Annotated in this window: 18 protein-coding genes and 2 pseudogenes; 17 read left to right on the forward strand and 3 right to left on the reverse strand. The window is 50.5% G+C overall.

Going from position 1 to position 16,895, the window contains the following annotated elements:
* Positions 1–804: 804 nt before the first annotated feature.
* From BHE81_RS26050 to BHE81_RS26080, 7 genes are all read left to right on the forward strand, one after another.
* A complete protein-coding gene (locus BHE81_RS26050; RefSeq protein ID WP_004182056.1) occupies positions 805–1,347 on the forward strand; it encodes a single-stranded DNA-binding protein in 543 nt (180 codons plus the stop codon).
* A 48-nt stretch (positions 1,348–1,395) separates the two neighbouring features.
* Positions 1,396–1,644, forward strand: coding sequence for a DUF905 domain-containing protein (locus BHE81_RS26055; protein ID WP_004182058.1), 249 nt, complete (start codon positions 1,396–1,398; stop codon positions 1,642–1,644).
* Between the two features lie 69 nt (positions 1,645–1,713).
* The gene (locus BHE81_RS26060; protein WP_020277924.1) at positions 1,714–3,771 is read left to right on the forward strand and encodes a ParB/RepB/Spo0J family partition protein; all 2,058 of its coding nucleotides are present in this window, start codon (positions 1,714–1,716) and stop codon (positions 3,769–3,771) included.
* A gap of 44 nt (positions 3,772–3,815) precedes the next feature.
* Complete coding sequence (gene psiB, locus BHE81_RS26065; protein ID WP_004194235.1) at positions 3,816–4,247, forward strand: conjugation system SOS inhibitor PsiB; 432 nt, start codon at positions 3,816–3,818, stop codon at positions 4,245–4,247.
* Positions 4,244–4,972: a plasmid SOS inhibition protein A gene (locus tag BHE81_RS26070; protein WP_015065618.1), complete on the forward strand. Its 729-nt coding sequence runs from the start codon at positions 4,244–4,246 to the stop codon at positions 4,970–4,972. The genes psiB and BHE81_RS26070 overlap by 4 nt, the downstream gene beginning before the upstream one ends.
* Entirely contained in the window at positions 4,969–5,295 is a 327-nt protein-coding gene (locus tag BHE81_RS26075) for a hypothetical protein (protein WP_023329033.1), read from the forward strand. The genes BHE81_RS26070 and BHE81_RS26075 overlap by 4 nt, the downstream gene beginning before the upstream one ends.
* Before the next feature lie 55 nt (positions 5,296–5,350).
* Complete coding sequence (locus BHE81_RS26080; RefSeq protein WP_004182064.1) at positions 5,351–5,725, forward strand: hypothetical protein; 375 nt, start codon at positions 5,351–5,353, stop codon at positions 5,723–5,725.
* A gap of 285 nt (positions 5,726–6,010) precedes the next feature.
* Here the strand turns inward: BHE81_RS26080 and BHE81_RS26090 are convergent, their stop codons facing one another.
* On the reverse strand, positions 6,011–7,543 hold the full coding sequence (locus tag BHE81_RS26090; protein WP_149888854.1) for an IS3-like element ISKpn38 family transposase: 1,533 nt from the start codon (positions 7,541–7,543) through the stop codon (positions 6,011–6,013).
* A gap of 88 nt (positions 7,544–7,631) precedes the next feature.
* Here BHE81_RS26090 and BHE81_RS26095 point away from each other — a divergent pair, with 88 nt between their 5' ends.
* The 4 genes from BHE81_RS26095 to BHE81_RS26110 all read left to right on the forward strand — a co-directional run bounded on the left by BHE81_RS26095 (position 7,632) and on the right by BHE81_RS26110 (position 12,802).
* On the forward strand, positions 7,632–8,972 hold the full coding sequence (locus BHE81_RS26095; protein ID WP_000589001.1) for an ISNCY family transposase: 1,341 nt from the start codon (positions 7,632–7,634) through the stop codon (positions 8,970–8,972).
* A 420-nt stretch (positions 8,973–9,392) separates the two neighbouring features.
* Positions 9,393–10,631, forward strand: coding sequence for an IS110 family transposase (locus BHE81_RS26100; RefSeq protein WP_029497477.1), 1,239 nt, complete (start codon positions 9,393–9,395; stop codon positions 10,629–10,631).
* A gap of 475 nt (positions 10,632–11,106) precedes the next feature.
* Positions 11,107–11,679, forward strand: a complete 573-nt coding sequence (locus BHE81_RS26105) for a cytochrome b/b6 domain-containing protein (protein WP_001515348.1) — start codon at positions 11,107–11,109, stop codon at positions 11,677–11,679.
* A gap of 199 nt (positions 11,680–11,878) precedes the next feature.
* Positions 11,879–12,802, forward strand: a complete 924-nt coding sequence (locus tag BHE81_RS26110; RefSeq protein ID WP_020277922.1) for a cation diffusion facilitator family transporter — start codon at positions 11,879–11,881, stop codon at positions 12,800–12,802.
* Positions 12,803–12,923: 121 nt separating this feature from the next.
* Here the strand turns inward: BHE81_RS26110 and BHE81_RS28910 are convergent.
* A pseudogene (locus BHE81_RS28910) lies at positions 12,924–13,040 on the reverse strand (hypothetical protein); the annotation flags it as partial.
* 24 nt (positions 13,041–13,064) lie between these two features.
* Here BHE81_RS28910 and relB point away from each other — a divergent pair.
* On the forward strand, positions 13,065–13,304 hold the full coding sequence (gene relB / locus BHE81_RS26120) for a type II toxin-antitoxin system antitoxin RelB (RefSeq protein ID WP_000534858.1): 240 nt from the start codon (positions 13,065–13,067) through the stop codon (positions 13,302–13,304).
* Entirely contained in the window at positions 13,304–13,591 is a 288-nt protein-coding gene (gene relE, locus BHE81_RS26125; RefSeq protein ID WP_000323025.1) for a type II toxin-antitoxin system mRNA interferase RelE, read from the forward strand. The genes relB and relE overlap by 1 nt, the downstream gene beginning before the upstream one ends.
* Positions 13,592–13,657: 66 nt before the next feature.
* Here relE and BHE81_RS26130 read toward each other — a convergent pair.
* Positions 13,658–14,692: pseudogene (locus tag BHE81_RS26130) on the reverse strand (IS481 family transposase); the annotation flags it as partial.
* A gap of 69 nt (positions 14,693–14,761) precedes the next feature.
* On the opposite strand from BHE81_RS26130, the gene BHE81_RS28985 reads away from it, so the two are divergent.
* From BHE81_RS28985 to BHE81_RS26150, 4 genes are all read left to right on the forward strand, one after another.
* Entirely contained in the window at positions 14,762–14,923 is a 162-nt protein-coding gene (locus tag BHE81_RS28985; protein ID WP_004118124.1) for a type I toxin-antitoxin system Hok family toxin, read from the forward strand.
* A gap of 695 nt (positions 14,924–15,618) precedes the next feature.
* Positions 15,619–15,891, forward strand: a complete 273-nt coding sequence (locus BHE81_RS26140; protein ID WP_149888855.1) for a hypothetical protein — start codon at positions 15,619–15,621, stop codon at positions 15,889–15,891.
* The gene (locus tag BHE81_RS26145; RefSeq protein ID WP_085843694.1) at positions 15,888–16,238 is read left to right on the forward strand and encodes a hypothetical protein; all 351 of its coding nucleotides are present in this window, start codon (positions 15,888–15,890) and stop codon (positions 16,236–16,238) included. Before BHE81_RS26140 ends, BHE81_RS26145 begins: the two co-directional genes overlap by 4 nt.
* Before the next feature lie 14 nt (positions 16,239–16,252).
* Positions 16,253–16,570: a hypothetical protein gene (locus BHE81_RS26150; protein WP_015065519.1), complete on the forward strand. Its 318-nt coding sequence runs from the start codon at positions 16,253–16,255 to the stop codon at positions 16,568–16,570.
* The last annotated feature ends 325 nt before the right edge of the window (positions 16,571–16,895 follow it).

Below are 16,895 nucleotides of genomic sequence, written 5' to 3' on the forward strand. Positions count from 1 at the left end.
GTCCCCGTCTGGCCGCGCCTCGAAAGACCGCGCGCCTGCGGCGCCGGGAAAACCGGGCCGCGCTGACGCGCCGCCCGCATTTCCTTTCCGCGTCTTCCCTGTTTGCTGCCTGCTGTCTGTCTGCTTTCTCTTCTTCTTTCTGCTGTGATGTCTCTTTTTAACCCTTAAAGGCTTTAAAAGCACACCCATACTGGACACCTTCGGCTCCCGGCCAGCTGCGCTGTCCGGTCGTCGAGCCACACTCCGCTAACCGCGAAAAGACGCGGTAAGCTCCGCCGAACCCGCAAGCGGTTTCGGGCCTGACGGCTAGTGTCTGATGTCTGAAGTCAAGGTCAACGGCAGCGCTTGCTGCGACCGTCCCGGTCGCGCCGCTTTCACCGTGCCGGCGAAGGACTGCCGGCACTCTGCGGGGCAACGCCGTTTCGCGCCCGCGCTCTTCGTCGTTGCGGCGGGTGCCTGCTCCTTTCCCCTGGTACCCGTATCACCCGTTTGAGTCCATTCGCCGGGGCTGAGACAAGCACAACCCGTCTTGCTGTCCAGGGGACGGCAGAGCCTTTCGCAATAAATTTTTCCCGGCCATTCCGCTGCCGCTTCATTAGACCGAAAAAAATTTCCCGCTCACCCCCGGACATCTGCACCGGGCCGTGCTCGTTTACGCCCTTGCGGCGAACGGCTCTCAAACGGGTGAAGGTTATATCCAGGGGGCAGGTTCAGCAGGTCCCCGCACAAAGTCAAAACCGCGGCCCCGGCAACTCAACGGGTGATGGTTTTAAAAGGCAAAACAACGGATTAAGGAGATTCATCATGGCAGCACGTGGCGTTAACAAAGTCATTCTGGTTGGACATCTGGGACAGGATCCGGAAGTGCGTTACATGCCCAACGGGGGCGCAGTGGCCAATCTGACGCTGGCCACGTCTGAAACATGGCGTGACAAGCAGACGGGAGAGATGCGCGAAAACACCGAGTGGCACCGTGTTGTCATGTTCGGCAAGCTCGCGGAAGTGGCGGGCGAATACCTGCGTAAAGGCGCACAGGTCTACATCGAGGGCCAGCTGCGCACCCGCAACTGGCAGGACGATGCCGGAGTCACGCGCTACGTCACCGAGGTGCTGGTCGGGCAGAACGGCACCATGCAGATGCTCGGCGGCCGCCGTGAATCCGGAGTGCCTGAGAGCGCCGCGCAGCCGCAGAATCCTGCCACCCCGGCACAACCTGCTCAGGCCGCAGCCAAATCCCCGAAAGCGAAGGGCGGTAAGAAAGGCCGTCAGGATGCCGCCCCGTCTCAGCAACCGCCTCAGCCTCTCCCGGATGATTTCCCACCAATGGATGATGACGCGCCCTTTTAAACCACGATGAAGACGCCCCGTTCAGGCGGGGCAGAAAAGGAGAAACACATGGACCATAACGTTTTGTCCCCGCTTGAATCCCTGCCGGATGGCACGTTTACCCGCGAGCAGGCTCAGGTTGTCGCAGCGCAGTATCAGAATGTGGCGATTGAAGATGATCAGGGGACCCATTTTCGCCTTGTCGTCCGTCATCAGGATGACGGCAGCATGATCTGGCGCGTCTGGAATTTTGAACCGGGCGGCGAGGACATGATGAACCGCTACATCCGGGACTACGGAGTACGCAAAACGAAGTAAGCAGTAAGAAGAAGGCCGGACAGGTGGGCTGTCCGGCAGACATTCATCAATAGCTAAGAGGTATCAATTATGTCTGCAACAGAGTCTAAGGTAAAAACTGCACCGAAAACCAGCAAAAAAACGCTTAAGTCTGCCGAAGCTGAGGCGCTTAAAGTGGCTCTCGATGCCGCACAGGTCGAGTATGTCCCGGTGACGGCACTGGTGAAGTCTCCCCTGAACGTCAGGACCATTCCCTATCCGGCGGAGAAAGTCTGTTCAATGGCAGATTCCATTGAAGCCATTGGCCTGTTGCAGAATCTGGTCGTGCATAACCTCCCGGATGGTCGCTGTGGTGTGGCTGCCGGTGGTCGTCGCCTGAAAGCGCTGCAGCTCCTGCAGAGTGAAAACCGTATCGATGCCGGATATCAGGTGATGGTGAAAAAGGTACCTGATGAACTGGCTGTTGCGGCATCAATGGCAGAAAACGAACAGCAGATGGCAATGCATCCGTCTGAACAGATCGCCGGGTTCCGCACACTGGCAGAGCAGGGGAAAACCCCCGCGCAGATTGGCGATTTGCTGGGGTTCGGTACGCGTCATGTTCAGCGCATGTTGAAACTGACCGAACTGGCTCCCGAAATTCTGGCGGCGCTGGCGAAGGATGAAATCACCACCGAACACTGCCAGGCACTGGCGCTCGAAAGCGATCAGAAACGCCAGGTGGAAGTGCTGGAATCCGCCCGCAAACGGTCCTGGAATAATGAAGTATCAGTTTCCTCGATCCGTAACCTCATTACCTCAGAAGAGGTTTCCACAAACGGCGACAAATTCCGCTTTGTGGGAGAGGCCGCATTCAGTCCGGATGAAATCCGGGTTGATCTCTTCAGCAGCGAAAACGGCGGCTATGTCAAAAGTGCATCGCTCGATACCGCCCTGCTGGAAAAACTGCAGAACATCGCGGAGCACCTCCGCGAAGCGGAAGGCTGGTCATGGTGTGATGGTCGTCTTGACCCGATTTCTCACTACGGGAAGGACACTAAAATCTGGCGCCTGCATGCTGTCCCGCCTGTGGAATATACCGAAGCCGAATCAGAACGTCTTGCAGAGCTGGAAGCTCTGGAAGCTAAGTATGAAGACGAGAATCCCGGCGTGAATGATGACGTCTTGGCCGGGGCTCTGGAAGCTGTCTGGGAAGAACAGCAGACCATCGCGCACCGGGCAAAACACCGGGCATGGACGGATGAAATGAAGCAATCTGCCGGGGTGGTGGTTTCCTGGACTGGCCAGGAGGTGAAAGTACAGCGCGGTGTGGTGCTGTGCGCCGATGAAAAAATGGAGGAGAAGGATGCATCCACCAATCAGGCCCCTGAAAAAGTCGATCCGCTGGACGCCGTCAGTGTCCCGTTGCTGACCCGCCTTTCTTCTGAGCGCACACTGGCGGTTCAGGCGGCCCTGTTGCAGCAGCCGCAGAAAGCCGTCGCGCTGATGGTCTGGAAAATGTGTAACTCGGTTTTCCATACCACAACGTCCGTCAAAGAGCCGTTCTGCATTAGCGTGAGTGTGTCGCATTACGCGCTGACCCGTGAAGCACCTGACGGTGAAAACAGCGTTGCGTTTCAGGCCATCCAGTCAGAAAAAGAACGTCTTGAAGCCCTGCTGCCGGAAAACTGGCGAAAGGATATGACCACCTTCTTTACGCTCGATGGCGCAACCCTGATGGCACTGATGGCTTTCTGCACCGCCTGCTCCATAGATGGTGTACAGGGCAAGGATGAATTTGGTCGTAAACACCAGAGTTCGCTGGATGGGGTGGAAAACGCCATTCAGTTTGATCTTCGTGACTGGTGGAAACCGACGGCTGATAACCTTTTCTCGCACATGAAGCTGCCACACATTGTACAGGCACTCTCTCAGGCCGGACTGGCTGGCGCAGCACAGGACGCCGCGAAGATGAAGAAAAAGGATGCCGCTGAACATGCAGAGCACTTCCTCTCAAAAATCCGTTGGGTTCCGGAATGGATGACCAGTGCTGACAATCAGAAACAGCTTGCCGCAAAGTCTGAACTCAGTCTGGCAACAAGTCAGAACGATACCGACGCTGATGCCGGCGACGTCACCGACCATAACAACCCGGCCTGCGCCGCCTGATAACGGAGACGCCGCCCTGCGGGGCGGCGATAAGGAGACTGAAAATGAAAACGTTACTGACTCTGGATGTCCTGAAAACCATGTCTTCTGATGAGCTGGAAGACTACCGCGCCGCCGGTGAAGACTTTCGCCGGGAGCTGAGTCACGCTGTCATGCGCGATCTGACCTCACCGTCCGGCTGGTCCGTGAATGCCGAATACCGGTGCGAATTTGGCGGCTTCTTTCCTGTCCAGATCCGTTTTACCCCCCCTCATGGTCACTTTGATGTGGCGGTATGCAGTCCGGGGGAGCTGAATCCTCGCTGGATAGTGGTCTTTGTTACCCGTGACGGTCAGCCGTTCTCTGTCGTTCGCGTGATGGATGCATTCAACCCTGAACTCATCACCCATACTCTGGATCTCATCGAGTGTCTTGACGCCGGTGGCTACTCGTTTGCCAGCATCATCAGCACGCTGTCACAGGAGGGCGCACAATGATCCCGTCATCCAGTGCTCTTGTATCCCTGAAACCAGCCCGTCAGGCAGCGCTGCAGGCCATCATGACGGTGGAAGAGGCTCGCCAGCGCGGCGCACGTCTGCCATCGATGCCACACGTCCGGACATTCCTGCGCCTGCTGACAGGCTGTAGCCGGATTAACAGTGACGTTGCCCGCCGTATTCCTGGCCTTCACCGTGATCCAAAAGACCGCCTTTCCAGCCTGAAACAGGTGGAAGAGGCGCTGGATATGCTTATCTCCAGCCACGGGGAATACTGTCCGCTGCCGCTGACAATGGATGTGCAGGCTGAACTTTTTCCGGAAGTCCTTCATACCCGAACAGTACGCAGACTAAAACGTCAGGACTTTGCCTTCACCCGAAAAATGCGCCGTGAAGCCCGTCAGGTCGAGCAGTCCTGGTTACTGCGTCAGAACCTGCTGGGACAGGCTGTCACAGAACTGAATTTTCAGTCACCGGAAACCGTCTGCACCTGGTACACCCGGTGGAGCGACGAGTTTGACGCGGCAGAGCTTGCAGCACCGTTCTGGCGCTGGCAGTCGCGATTCGCATCGCTGAAGGAACTTGACTGGCTTCGCATCAGCGGTGAGCCGCTGTATGCAGTGATGTACGAAATCCCGTTTATTGTCCGGGAAACACCTGAGCATATTCGTGTTGCTGAACGCTGGCAGGTGCCAAATAAGCTGGCTGATCGGAGTGGTGTATGAAGTGGCGCTATTCTCTGCGCTGGAAACTGCCGCACAGGCCCTGCCCGGGTCCACAGGAACTGATTTCCGTTGTCGTGGAGGCAGGGCAGGCGGCACCTGAAGAGGTGATGTCACGCTGGGTGGCTGGCTCAGGTTACGCTGTATGCGTGGATTTTCTCGGCCAGAAACAGATCCAACGCTGGAGCGATGAACGGAAAGCAGCGGTGAGAAGGCGCAACATGCAGGCACGTATTCATCGTGTTGCCCCTTTGTTTGCCGACGAGTTAATCGAGCGTGAACTGGCTGCGCGTCCGGAGTATTTCAATGGCAAGTCCGCCCGATGAATAAGTACAATGCTGTCTGACAACTCAGATGGCCAAATACAAGGAAAGCAGAACTATGAGGTACTGGTTGCTCGTTATCTTAATGAACGTGCTGTTCTGGTTGATCGTGAAGCATGTTGCTCCGGAATGGTATGGTTCCCCTGGTTATTATGCAGGCCAAATCATCTGCACACTAATAGCTGCGGTCATCACATGGCGTGATCCGCCTGACTGGTTAGATGGAATCCTGCTCGGCGTAATAAAATTCGGCGTTCTGATTGCCGGGATTATATTCTTTGTCTGGGGCATCGGGTACAAGCTGGCATTCTGGGGGCAACATGATCCTAATACCATATACGCAAGTGCAAACGATGTTATTTTGCCTAATCTTGCGCTGGGCACGGGCGTCTTGATCGCGGGATGGGTATACATTAGATATTTAAAGCGCTAAGCAGCATAAAGCGTGGATATACCTGGTAAGAAATAGCACCGGCCCGGTATAATCGACGTGGCGCTTGAGGCTTTTTGCCTCATGACGTGAAGGTGGTTTGTTACCGTGTTGTGTGGCAGAAAGCAGAAAGCCCCGTAGTTAATTTTCATTAACCCACGAGGCCACCTGTATGCCTAGACAACATCAGGATAGCCTCTTAGATGCCGCGAGGCAAGGAGATGTATGGGTCCTGTTAACACCAAGCTGTAATGTCCCCTTTGGGGCTGCGGATGTTTTCCTGGACTGTTATGTTGTGATCCCAAGATGCTGCCGGTACTTCACAGGACTCATTGCACCTAATGATAGCTTGATACGTTTCTCATTATACCAGCGTATGTACCTGTCCAGGAAGCAGATAAATTTTTCCAGCGTGATACCCGCCCAGTCTCTGCCATAGAACATTTCGTTTTTGATACGCCCGAAGAAGCCTTCACACGCAGCATTATCCGACGAGCATCCTTTGCGCGACATGGACCTTATAAGTCCGGAGGTGTTGATACGCTCAAGCCAGCCCGGCCACCGGTAATGGCCACCACGATCGCTGTGTATCACCGGTTTATCATGTTCGCTGAGCGTATCGAGTGCGTCATCGAGCATCGTATTCACCAGCGTCGCGTCCGGGCGTGTTCCTATCGACCAGCTTACAACCTGGCCATCAAAGCAGTCGATAACCGGCGACAGATAGACTTTTCCAGCCGGAAGCTGGAACTCCGTAATATCGGTCAGCCACTTCTCATTTGGCCTGCAGGAACTAAAATCCCGGGCGAGTAAATTTTCCGGTGCCGGACCGATTTCGCCACAGTAAGAGTTATATCGTCGTCGCCTGGTGCGCTTAACAACGAGCTGCTCTTCTGCCATCAGTCTGCGGACAACCTTTTCAGAAATAACTCTGTTGTTACTGCGAAGCATCGCGTGAAGGCGCCGGTAGCCGTAACAGCGGTAATTCTCCTCAAAGATATCGGCCATGATCACGCGTATTTCCGCATACTTATCGTACAGACGTTTGCTGGCTTTGTGGTAAAAATAACAGCTGCGGGCAAGTTGCAGAACGCTTAGCAACTCAGCAACGGGGTACTTTTTCTTAAGGGCATCAACTATCAGGGTTTTCTCCCTGTTTTTCAGTTTCAGAAAGCTGACGCCCAGATCTTTTTTTATCAGTTCATTCGCCTTTGTCAGTATGTCACGTTCGAGCTGCAGCTGATGAACCTGCTTCCTGAGACGCTGGATTTCACCGAGTAAAGCATCCTGATTTTTATCCTGAGGGGCTGACTTTCGTTTGCGCATGGATTGATAAGCCTCGTCACTGATAAGGTCTTTCTTCCATTTGTACAGGACCGGGACGCTGACGCCTATGCTTTGTGCAACTTTACGCGCGGTTCCACGTCGGTTACAGAGCTCCCGGACGGCCTGAGACCTCTCTTCCGGGCTGAAGCATTTGCTTGTGCCTGAGCGAATGACCAGGGGACGCGCATTTGGGTAAAACTCTTCAATCCAGCGCTTTAGAATTTCGTTACTGGGGTAGCCGATGGCTCGGCGAGTGTACGACAGGCAACCACCGTGAGTAAGATAATGCTCAACAGCAGCAATTTTCTGTGTACGTGAATAGCGTTCTCTTGGTTTTAATTCCCTGGGTATATCGCCCTTCTCTTCATAAATCCGAACCCAACGGCCCAGCTGTTTTGTGGAAGGATATCCCAGCTCCATGACGACAACGGAGGCTTTCTTTCCGTACCGGTAATAGAGTTTGACGGCCCGAATCCGGTCCTCGTATGAATGCATAAATTAACTCCTGAAGGTCCAGGAATTTGTCCACACTTCCTTTGAACCATTCTAAAATGTCCCCAGACAATTCTCTGGGGGATTTTTCATGATCAAAGAGACTGTTACGATGAGTCATAAGGAACTCGACCGACTTCACATTATTCAGGAGTCACTTAATCGCCATATTACTCAGGAACAAGCTGCGGCACGCATTGGCATTTCTATTCGGCAGGTTAAACGTCTGGTGCAACGGTATAGAAATGAAGGGCCTTCTGGTCTAGTTTCCCGCCGACGTGGAAAGCGTCCCAATAATTCCTTTTCTACCGAATTCAGAGCAACAGTAATTTCACTCCTCAAAGGCCGCTACGCTGATTTTGGACCTACGCTTGCGTGCGAAAAATTGCGCGAGATACACGGCTTGTGTTTATCCATTGAAACTCTCAGGAAGTGGATGGTAGAGGAGGGCATATGGCGCGAACGTCGTCGTAAGTTTGCCCGAATTTATCAGCGCCGGATGCGGCGCCCATCCTACGGTGAACTCATCCAGATTGATGGCTCGCCTCATGACTGGTTTGAAGGTCGGGGCCCCAAATGCACACTGATAGTCTTTATCGATGATGCTACCAGCGCTCTGATGGCGCTACGATTCGCTCCTGCAGAAACAACCCGGGCTTACATGGAAACCCTCCGGGGTTACCTTAATGATCATGGCGTACCACTGGCTCTCTATTCTGACAGACACAGTATATTCAGAGTAAATAACCCGGAGCGGGAAGGAGAGTTGACTCAGTTCACACGTGCGATAAAGACACTGGGCATCGAGCCAATCCATGCCAACAGCCCGCAGGCAAAAGGGCGGGTAGAGCGTGCCAATCAGACACTGCAGGACAGGCTGGTCAAAGAAATGCGGCTTCAGGGTATCAGTGATATTGAAACAGCAAACGCATGGTTGCCGACCTTTATTGAAGCCTATAACAACCGGTTTGCTACGCCGCCTCGTATTGCTGATAACGCCCATCTTGATGTACACCATTCTGAAGAGGAACTGGGTTATATCTTCAGCCTCCAGGCGAAGCGCGTTCTCTCCAAAAATCTCACTTTCCAGTACAAAAGCAGTGCGTTTCAGATTCGCAGTGAAGGCCGGGGATATCGACTTCGGCATTCGGTTGTCACGGTATGCGAAAGCTTTAACGGTGAAATTAAGGTTCTGTATGATGGGAAAGCGTTGGGATGGGAAAAATATGTTGATGGCCCGGAGCCTATACCACTGGATGATGAAAAAAGTGTCCATGAACGTGTGGATAATGCCCGTTTTGATTTACGCTCAAAATTCTACGTAAAACCTAAAGCTGACCATCCTTGGCTCACGCGCCGCACGCAAAGTAATCAGCAAGTGAAGCCCCCTAAATTACCCAGAAAGAAGGCTGATCCCGATAAAATGGACTGAAACCAGGCGTTATTCAGTTGAGTGCATATCCAGTCATAGGATAGATTCTTACGTAGCGTTTCTGGCGTGCATTTTCGGGTGGTTTGTTACTGTTTTTAACGGGGACACGTCAGAAACGCGCTCAGGCCGTCTGAGCGGTACGCGTAATGCGGCGTTATGGTAAATAGCCTATGCTAATGTCCGCTAAGAGCGAGATATAGTCATTCGCACCCTGAGAATTACACTTTAAGTGATTCAGGGGATGCGCTTACTGGTTACGAATATTGAGCGAGAATCACGTGATGATCGCCGCTTTTCTTTCGAGCCAGTGGGTGCTCCACGTTCGCTAACGAATACTCAGGGCATGCAGATAAACTGCTGGCTATATTTCTTTCGAAGAGCGTGGAATGCATACCAATCCCCGATAAAAAGGAGTTGGTGATGACTGCGACTAATCAATTTGCTGCGCACGTTGGTCTGGACTGGGCAGATAAAAAGCACGATGTCTGTGTTCAGTTTAAAAACGGTGAACGCACATTCCATGTGATTGAACATACGCCGGAAGCACTTGATGTCTGGCTTACCGAGTTACACCAGAAGGTAAAAGGCAGGATCGCTATCGCCGTTGAGCTGAAGAAAGGTCCCGTGGTGTATGCTCTTCAGAAATATCCATTTATCACCGTTTTCCCCGTCCACGCTTTGTCCCTGGCTCGTTACCGGCAGGCCTTCTCGCCCAGCGGCGCTAAAGATGACCAGCAGGATGCCGAGCTGGCATTAGAGTTAATGCTGCGTTATCCCCAAAAGATAAAAGCCATTGAACCCGACAATGCGGATATCCGGTTACTCCAGCAACTGGTTGAGCAGCGCCGTCAGCTGGTTGAAGATAAACGCCGTTTTGTGAACCGGATAATCAACACACTTAAACAGTATTATCCTCAGCCACTGGAGTGGTTCTCACATCGGGGTAGCTTACTATTGTGTGAGCTGATTATCCGGTGGCCCAGTCTGCAACAACTGAAACGAGCGAGGCGCGACACGATCCGCAACTTTCTGAATGCCAAAGGTGGCCGCGCAATGGCTCTTACCGAGCAACGTGTTGCGAGTATTGATAACGCGATCCCATTGACTACAGACCCGAGCGTTATAGAGGCTAATGCTTTGATGGCAACAGCACTGGCGACACAAATTAAAGTCGTGAGTGAAATCATCAAAACCTATGACGAACGAATCGAAGCGTTGTTTGACACATTGCCAGATGCGGAGCTGTTCAAATCACTTCCGGGCATGGGGCCGTGTATGGGCCCACGAATGCTTGCTGCACTTGGTGATAACCGTGACCGGTTTAACAGCGCTGAAGAAATTCAAAACTACGCAGGTATTGCACCGGTGACAGAACGAAGTGGCCAGAAATCCTGGGTTCACTGGCGATGGCAGTGTGCCAAGTTCGTCAGGCAAACCTTTGTTGAATGGGCTGCCAAGACGGTTAATTCATCATACTGGGCCAGACTGTATTATCAGGGCCTCAGAGAGAAGGGCAAATCTCATCAGTCTGCGATCCGGGCACTGGCGTTCAAATGGATAAGGATCATTTACCGCTGCTGGAAGGCCAGAACCCAGTACGATGAAGCAAAATATTTGCTGGCTCTCGAAGCGCGCCACTCGCCCTTACTGAAGCCATAAAAAGCTTGTCGAATGTCTCAGGGCGTGAAGCGGACATTGCAGACTGCCCAGTAGAAAAAGTGCTATCAGAATTATCTAAAGGAAGATCGTATTTACCATGTCTCATTCTAACTGTTTAATAAATTACAAAAATTAAAATTTCCATTTAATATCATCGCGTTAAGCAAGAGAATTAAACCTCTCATTTAATTTATGATTCTTATTTAATTCATGAGTTGGTGTAAAAATAGGTTGCCGCACTATAGAAAGACACATATTTAAACCCAGCAGGAAATCATATTTGAAAGTAATGTGTTTAAGGGGCTGCGTAACAAGAACAGCAAGTAAACACATAGTAATAACAGTTACCATTCCCATTTCGCAAGTGGCCATATCAGAGGTGAACTAATGCCTGCTGCAATTTTAAGAATTAAGGTTATCCTAATAATTCTTTTGTATGATTAAGATCATCGATAAATTTACTAAGGACTCATTAATGAAATTGCGACTCTGGAATCTATTACCCCATGATTACGCTCCTTTTTTTCGTATTCTTCACATCATTGTGGCATTTCTAATATTATCACAAATTATTAACTCTAATCTGACAGAGACCGAAGCAATTGGTGAACATAGTCTTGAAGGAGTTATAACCTGGATGCACATTATTTCAGGGTTAGGACTGATTATTTGTGGTTTTATTATGTTAAGTTGGATGCTTACTCAAAGAGGTTTTACTTATTATTTTTCATGGGTAGGGCTTGACTTTAGTGGTATTAAGCAAGATATAAAAACGTTGACTAGTTTCCGACTGCCCGATGCACATTCGGGAGGTATTGCCAGTACAATCCAAGGATTTGGAGTTCTAGCATTGCTAATTGTAGCACTTTCAGGTGGCCTATGGTTCTTGTTGAATACCATGCAGTCAAATCTGGCTGAAACAGTAATCCACTGGCATAAGTTCTTTACTACTTTCATTGAGGTCTATTTTTATGCACATGGTGCAATGGGAGTTTTGCATATTTTAATTGAAAAATATAAAAGCCGCTCAGTTAACCTAAGTGACTAATCTGTTGTGAGATAATATTACTTCAAGTTGAAGAAAACCCTAAAAATAAAATTTAGTTTACTAGAAGATGAAACAGCACTTGCAGAGACTTTTTAATTAAATTTAATAAAAACGAAAAAATATTCATGGCGAAATGATTGTTTAATTATCTATCATGGATAGAAATGTGAGTTAGTCGTCCTATTTTAGGAAGTTAATAATGACTAAAACAAAAGGGTTACCTCGTCCGCTGACGCACTACGCTTGGCTTTCCATTGCCACGGCTATTGCCACTATCGGACTCAAAGGTGTGGCGTGGAAAATGACCGGTTCGGTCGGTCTGCTATCTGATGCCATCGAATCCGTAGTTAACCTCGCAGGAGCCCTAATGGCGCTCTGGATGCTGACCTTGGCTGCGCTTCCGGCCGATGAGAACCATGCATATGGGCACGGCAAAGCCGAATATTTCTCGAGTGCTTTCGAAGGATTTCTGATCCTATTGGCGGCAGCCAGTATCGCCTATACCGCAGTTGAGCGGATGTTAACTCCACAGCCGCTTGAGGAGATTGGTCTCGGATTACTGGTTTCAACAGTCGCATCAATCCTTAATTTTGTGACGGCTCTCATTTTGTTAAGGGCTGGCAGGCAGCACAACTCTATCACTCTTGAGGCAGATGCTCATCACCTGCTGACCGATGTCTGGACGTCGGTCGGTGTCATTTTTGGTGTCGGACTGGTTTATCTGACCGGCTGGTTTTGGGTCGATCCGATCGTTGCATTGCTGGTCGCAGCCAACATCGTTTGGACTGGTTATCAGCTTATGAGTCGTTCAGCTGCAGGTCTGATGGACGTATCGCTACCCACGGAAGAACTCAAAAAAATCGAGTCACTGCTGGCAGGATATCGTGAACAGGGGCTTGATTTCCATGCACTACGTACACGCCAGGCTGGCGGGCGGGCGTTTATGACAATGCACATCCTAGTTCCTGGGCGATGGACTGTTCAATATGGGCACGACTGGGCCGAGCGTATAGAGAATGATATCCGCACCGCACTGCCTTTTATCCATATCACCACTCATGTGGAACCGTTGGAAGATCCCGCGTCAATGAACGACCAAACGCTCGACATTTCTGATCACTAAACTAACCACATGTCGCTGGTCGGGCAGGGTAACAAACCTCGCTCTACAAAAATTTCAGGTATTCTCTATAATTCTGAGGGTACTTGATGTGACCTGCGCCCAATTGTTGGGCACGCAATATTTTTAAAAAGTCCGCTTCTGGCACAAAGCGGACAGTGATCACCGTTCTTACGACTACTTTCTGACTTACTTCGTGACTTGCCCTAAGCATGTTGTAGTGCGATACTTGTAATGACATTTGTAATTACAAGGGGTGTAAGACATGGGTAGCATTAACCTACGTATTGACGATGAACTTAAAGCGCGTTCTTACGCCGCGCTTGAAAAAATGGGCGTAACTCCTTCTGAAGCGCTTCGTCTCATGCTCGAGTATATCGCTGACAATGAACGCTTGCCGTTCAAACAGACACTCCTGAGTGATGAAGATGCTGAACTTGTGGAGATAGTGAAAGAACGACTTCGTAATCCTAAGCCAGTACGTGTGACGCTGGATGAACTCTGATGGCGTATTTTCTGGATTTTGACGAGCGGGCACTAAAGGAATGGCGAAAGCTGGGCTCGACGGTACGTGAACAGTTGAAAAAGAAGCTGGTTGAAGTACTTGAGTCACCCCGGATTGAAGCAAACAAGCTCCGTGGTATGCCTGATTGTTACAAGATTAAGCTCCGGTCTTCAGGCTATCGCCTTGTATACCAGGTTATAGACGAGAAAGTTGTCGTTTTCGTGATTTCTGTTGGGAAAAGAGAACGCTCGGAAGTATATAGCGAGGCGGTCAAACGCATTCTCTGAACCAAAGCATGACATCTCTGTTTCGCACCGATGGTGACACTTCTGCTTTGCGTTGACAGGAGATGTATGGGTCCACCACATATTGCAATTTTTACTCTCACGTAAAATATAGTCCACTGGCGTCATCAGTTCGAGTGATTTATGTGGCCTTTTGCTGTTATACAGCACCAGATATTCAGCCATTCTTTGATTAAACAAATTCAGGTCGTCAAAAAGCAACAATTCATTGAATTCAATAAATTGTTCTCTAAGTGTCCGGTTAAATCGCTCACAGGTCGCATTCATTTTCGGTGTGTACGGATAGGTCCAGATGTGTTTAATCGAGGCTTCCTGCAACGTTTTATCAAAGTTTCCAAGGAATTCCTTACCGTTGTCAGTAACAACCTGTTTGATAGCAACAGGAAAGAGCTTTGTGGCCTTGCTGAAGAAATGGCTGGTGATATCGCTGTTGAGTGAAGGAACTGCCAGGGCGAGCGCGTAGTCGCTGTGCTCGTCGATCATGGTAATAATATAGCGGCGCAGATCCCCCATTCTGAGTTCAATCGCGTCCATCCCTATGAGTTCGCCTGTTTTTACCGGGCGGTACTGTTTAGGCCTTCTGGGCTTCACTGAGCGTTTTTTTATCAACCTGACTTTGCCTCTGGCACTGAGGCGAACGGGAACCATCCGCATTTTATCGTGCGCTCCGGCAATGATCCTTCCAATGGTTGATGTACTGGGACAGGTAAAATGTCGCAGTTCACACCATGCCTTCAGCCTGACAAAAATCTGCTCTTTGCCGAGATTGGGTAGCTCAGTTCTCAGGCGCCTGATTTCCTTGATCACATCAGGGTGCCAGTGCCTTGAACGGCGAACCAGGGGGGCTTTGCTTCTTGGAATAAGCGCCTGAGGACCACCGGTGCGAAGCAACTGGCGCCACCAGTAGAGCGTTCGTGTTGATACGCCAAAAGCATCAGCTGCGGCACGGATACCATGCTTATCCCAGAAGTTCAGGGCCTTCATTCTTAACTTCGCAATCTCGGGCATAAGGGAGTGTTTCATCGCATAAGCAGTTGCTCGGTAATACCCAAAATAGCCTACTCCGACATGTTGCATCAACATCAGGTAACCCCCTTATTAACCCTGAGGTATTTGCAATATCTGTGTGAACTTACACAGGAGGAGTAAACCATGAAACTACCGCGAAACGCCCTGGTCTGGTGCGTATTAATCGTCTGTTTAACGCTCTTGATATTCACATGCCTGACCCGGAACCGCTTATGCGAAGTCCGGCTAAAGGACGGGAACAGGGAGGTCGCGGCAAGCCTGGCTTACGAATCCAACGGTAAGTAGCAACCTGGAGGCGGGGAATACCCCGCCTTTTCAGGGCTGCGTTGGTCTGACATGCCTGAAGCGCCTTTATGAAGGGGTTGCCGGTTCGCCGGTAGCCCCTTTTTCCTGCTTACAGGAAAAAAAAACCGCACGACAGGCGGGCAAAATGCTTTCACCTACCTACAACACGGATTCAATGAATCGCAAGTCACATTAACACCCTTCATTCACCGTAACACCCTGTCATCAGTGTGAAAAAAAGAGCGATTGATTGTGAACATTTGGGTTCTGGTGATAAGTTCGCTCTGTAGCGTAGCCCTCTTTACGGAGGGGTGGAAACAGCAACGGCAGAGTTAAAAGTCCACGAGTCAGTGAGGCTGTCCAAAGGCTCCCCGGGGAAATCCGGCGCTACATCAGGTTGCATAGCACTTAACCCGCCCTCCGGGCGGGTTTTCCTTCCGGAAACGTGCTGTAATACCTTTTATGTGCAATGCGCGGTTTCTACTTTCCTGATAAATCAGTCGCTCGGTCTGTCAGGTGATACCGCAGTTCATTCCTTGAATGATCCAGTGTTTTTTGCCTGCTATTTTAGCAGGCTTTTTTTTGTTGATTATGTATGACATCTGTCATACAGTTGATTGTGTAATGAACAGCAATTTTTCCACTTAACTCAGTGAGGCGAAGCGCAGTCGCGGGTGAGCCAAAGGAGAGCCAGCATGAACTTCACGATAAAATCCCGTAAAACCGGCGAAATTTTCAGTTTTTACGCACCCGAGAGTGGCGGCTATGTTCACCTGGAGTCTCAGGGACACTCTGGTAACTCAGGTGCTCAGATTTGCCGTGGGGGAGGGTTTATGGGCAGTACGCTGTACTGTGACGCTTCTGAGGACGATCTTGCCAGTGTTGCCCGTAAATGGTACCGACAGTTCGTGAGGGAGCGGCGCAAATTCTTAATGATGTCGGGCCAGTATTCTGAGGATAACCCATGAAAAAAGAAATCTCCCGCAACCCCTCTTTCACGCCTTCGCCTAAGCTGCGAGCACATCTGAACTCCCACAGGGAAGGGGTGACTGAAAGGCTGAATAATATCTTTGATCGCTATGCGCATCTGGTTCGGGTCTGTGCCCTTCCTCTCGATGACGACGAAACACAGGTTCTGCTTAATGTGCTGAGTGGCTCCGTTGTCGAACCCGCCTTTATTGAATATCTGGCTCAGGAAATTCGGGACTCGGATGATTATCTGGAAGGGATACCCGCAGCTAAATCACTGTACGAAAAGTGTCAGTCAGCGACCTATCCGCAATTGCTGGCCACCGTCGAACGGCTCGATCGCTGAAGAAGGTAAATCCGATGAGTGACGTACTTTCCTGCAGACAACTTACGGCTAATCTTAAGATGATTGCCGGGGCGATTGGCTGCCTCAACAGGAACGATGTTGCACAAATTATCAGCCTGGGCGGTGTTCCATGTTCAAAAAGCCGGGCCGACTCGATAATCCGCAGTGCCGGGGCGGAAAAAAATGCATCCGGTAATTCTCATCTTCGCGGAGCCAGAATAAACCGATCCGCAGATGTCACACCGGAAGAATTCAATGCGTTTTGTGCAGGGCTGAAAACATTTCTTGTCTCGTTTGAAACGAATAATGTGAGTGAAAACAATGATAAGTAAGCTCCTGACCTGTCTGTGCTCCGGACAAATGCAGTTTCAGGAATTAATAAATCCCTATATATGGCAGCGTTAATTTTGTGACGCGGATTATTACATCCAGCCCGCTTATTGAGCTGTAGATATTGATTTATGTTGATTGTTCTCGATTCGTCCATTGGATCAGCCCGTTATTTCTCTGCGGGCTTTTGTTCTTATATTCCTCCGTTCCTTCCTGTGATGGCTTTATTTCCTGCTGTGTCCCTTTTTAAAACTGAAAAGGATTAAAAGCACACCCACACTGGACACCTTCGGCTCCTGGCCAGCTGCGCTGTCCAGTCGTCGAGCG

The organism is Klebsiella sp. AqSCr (assembly GCF_008452795.1).
GTDB lineage: Bacteria > Pseudomonadota > Gammaproteobacteria > Enterobacterales > Enterobacteriaceae > Klebsiella > Klebsiella pneumoniae.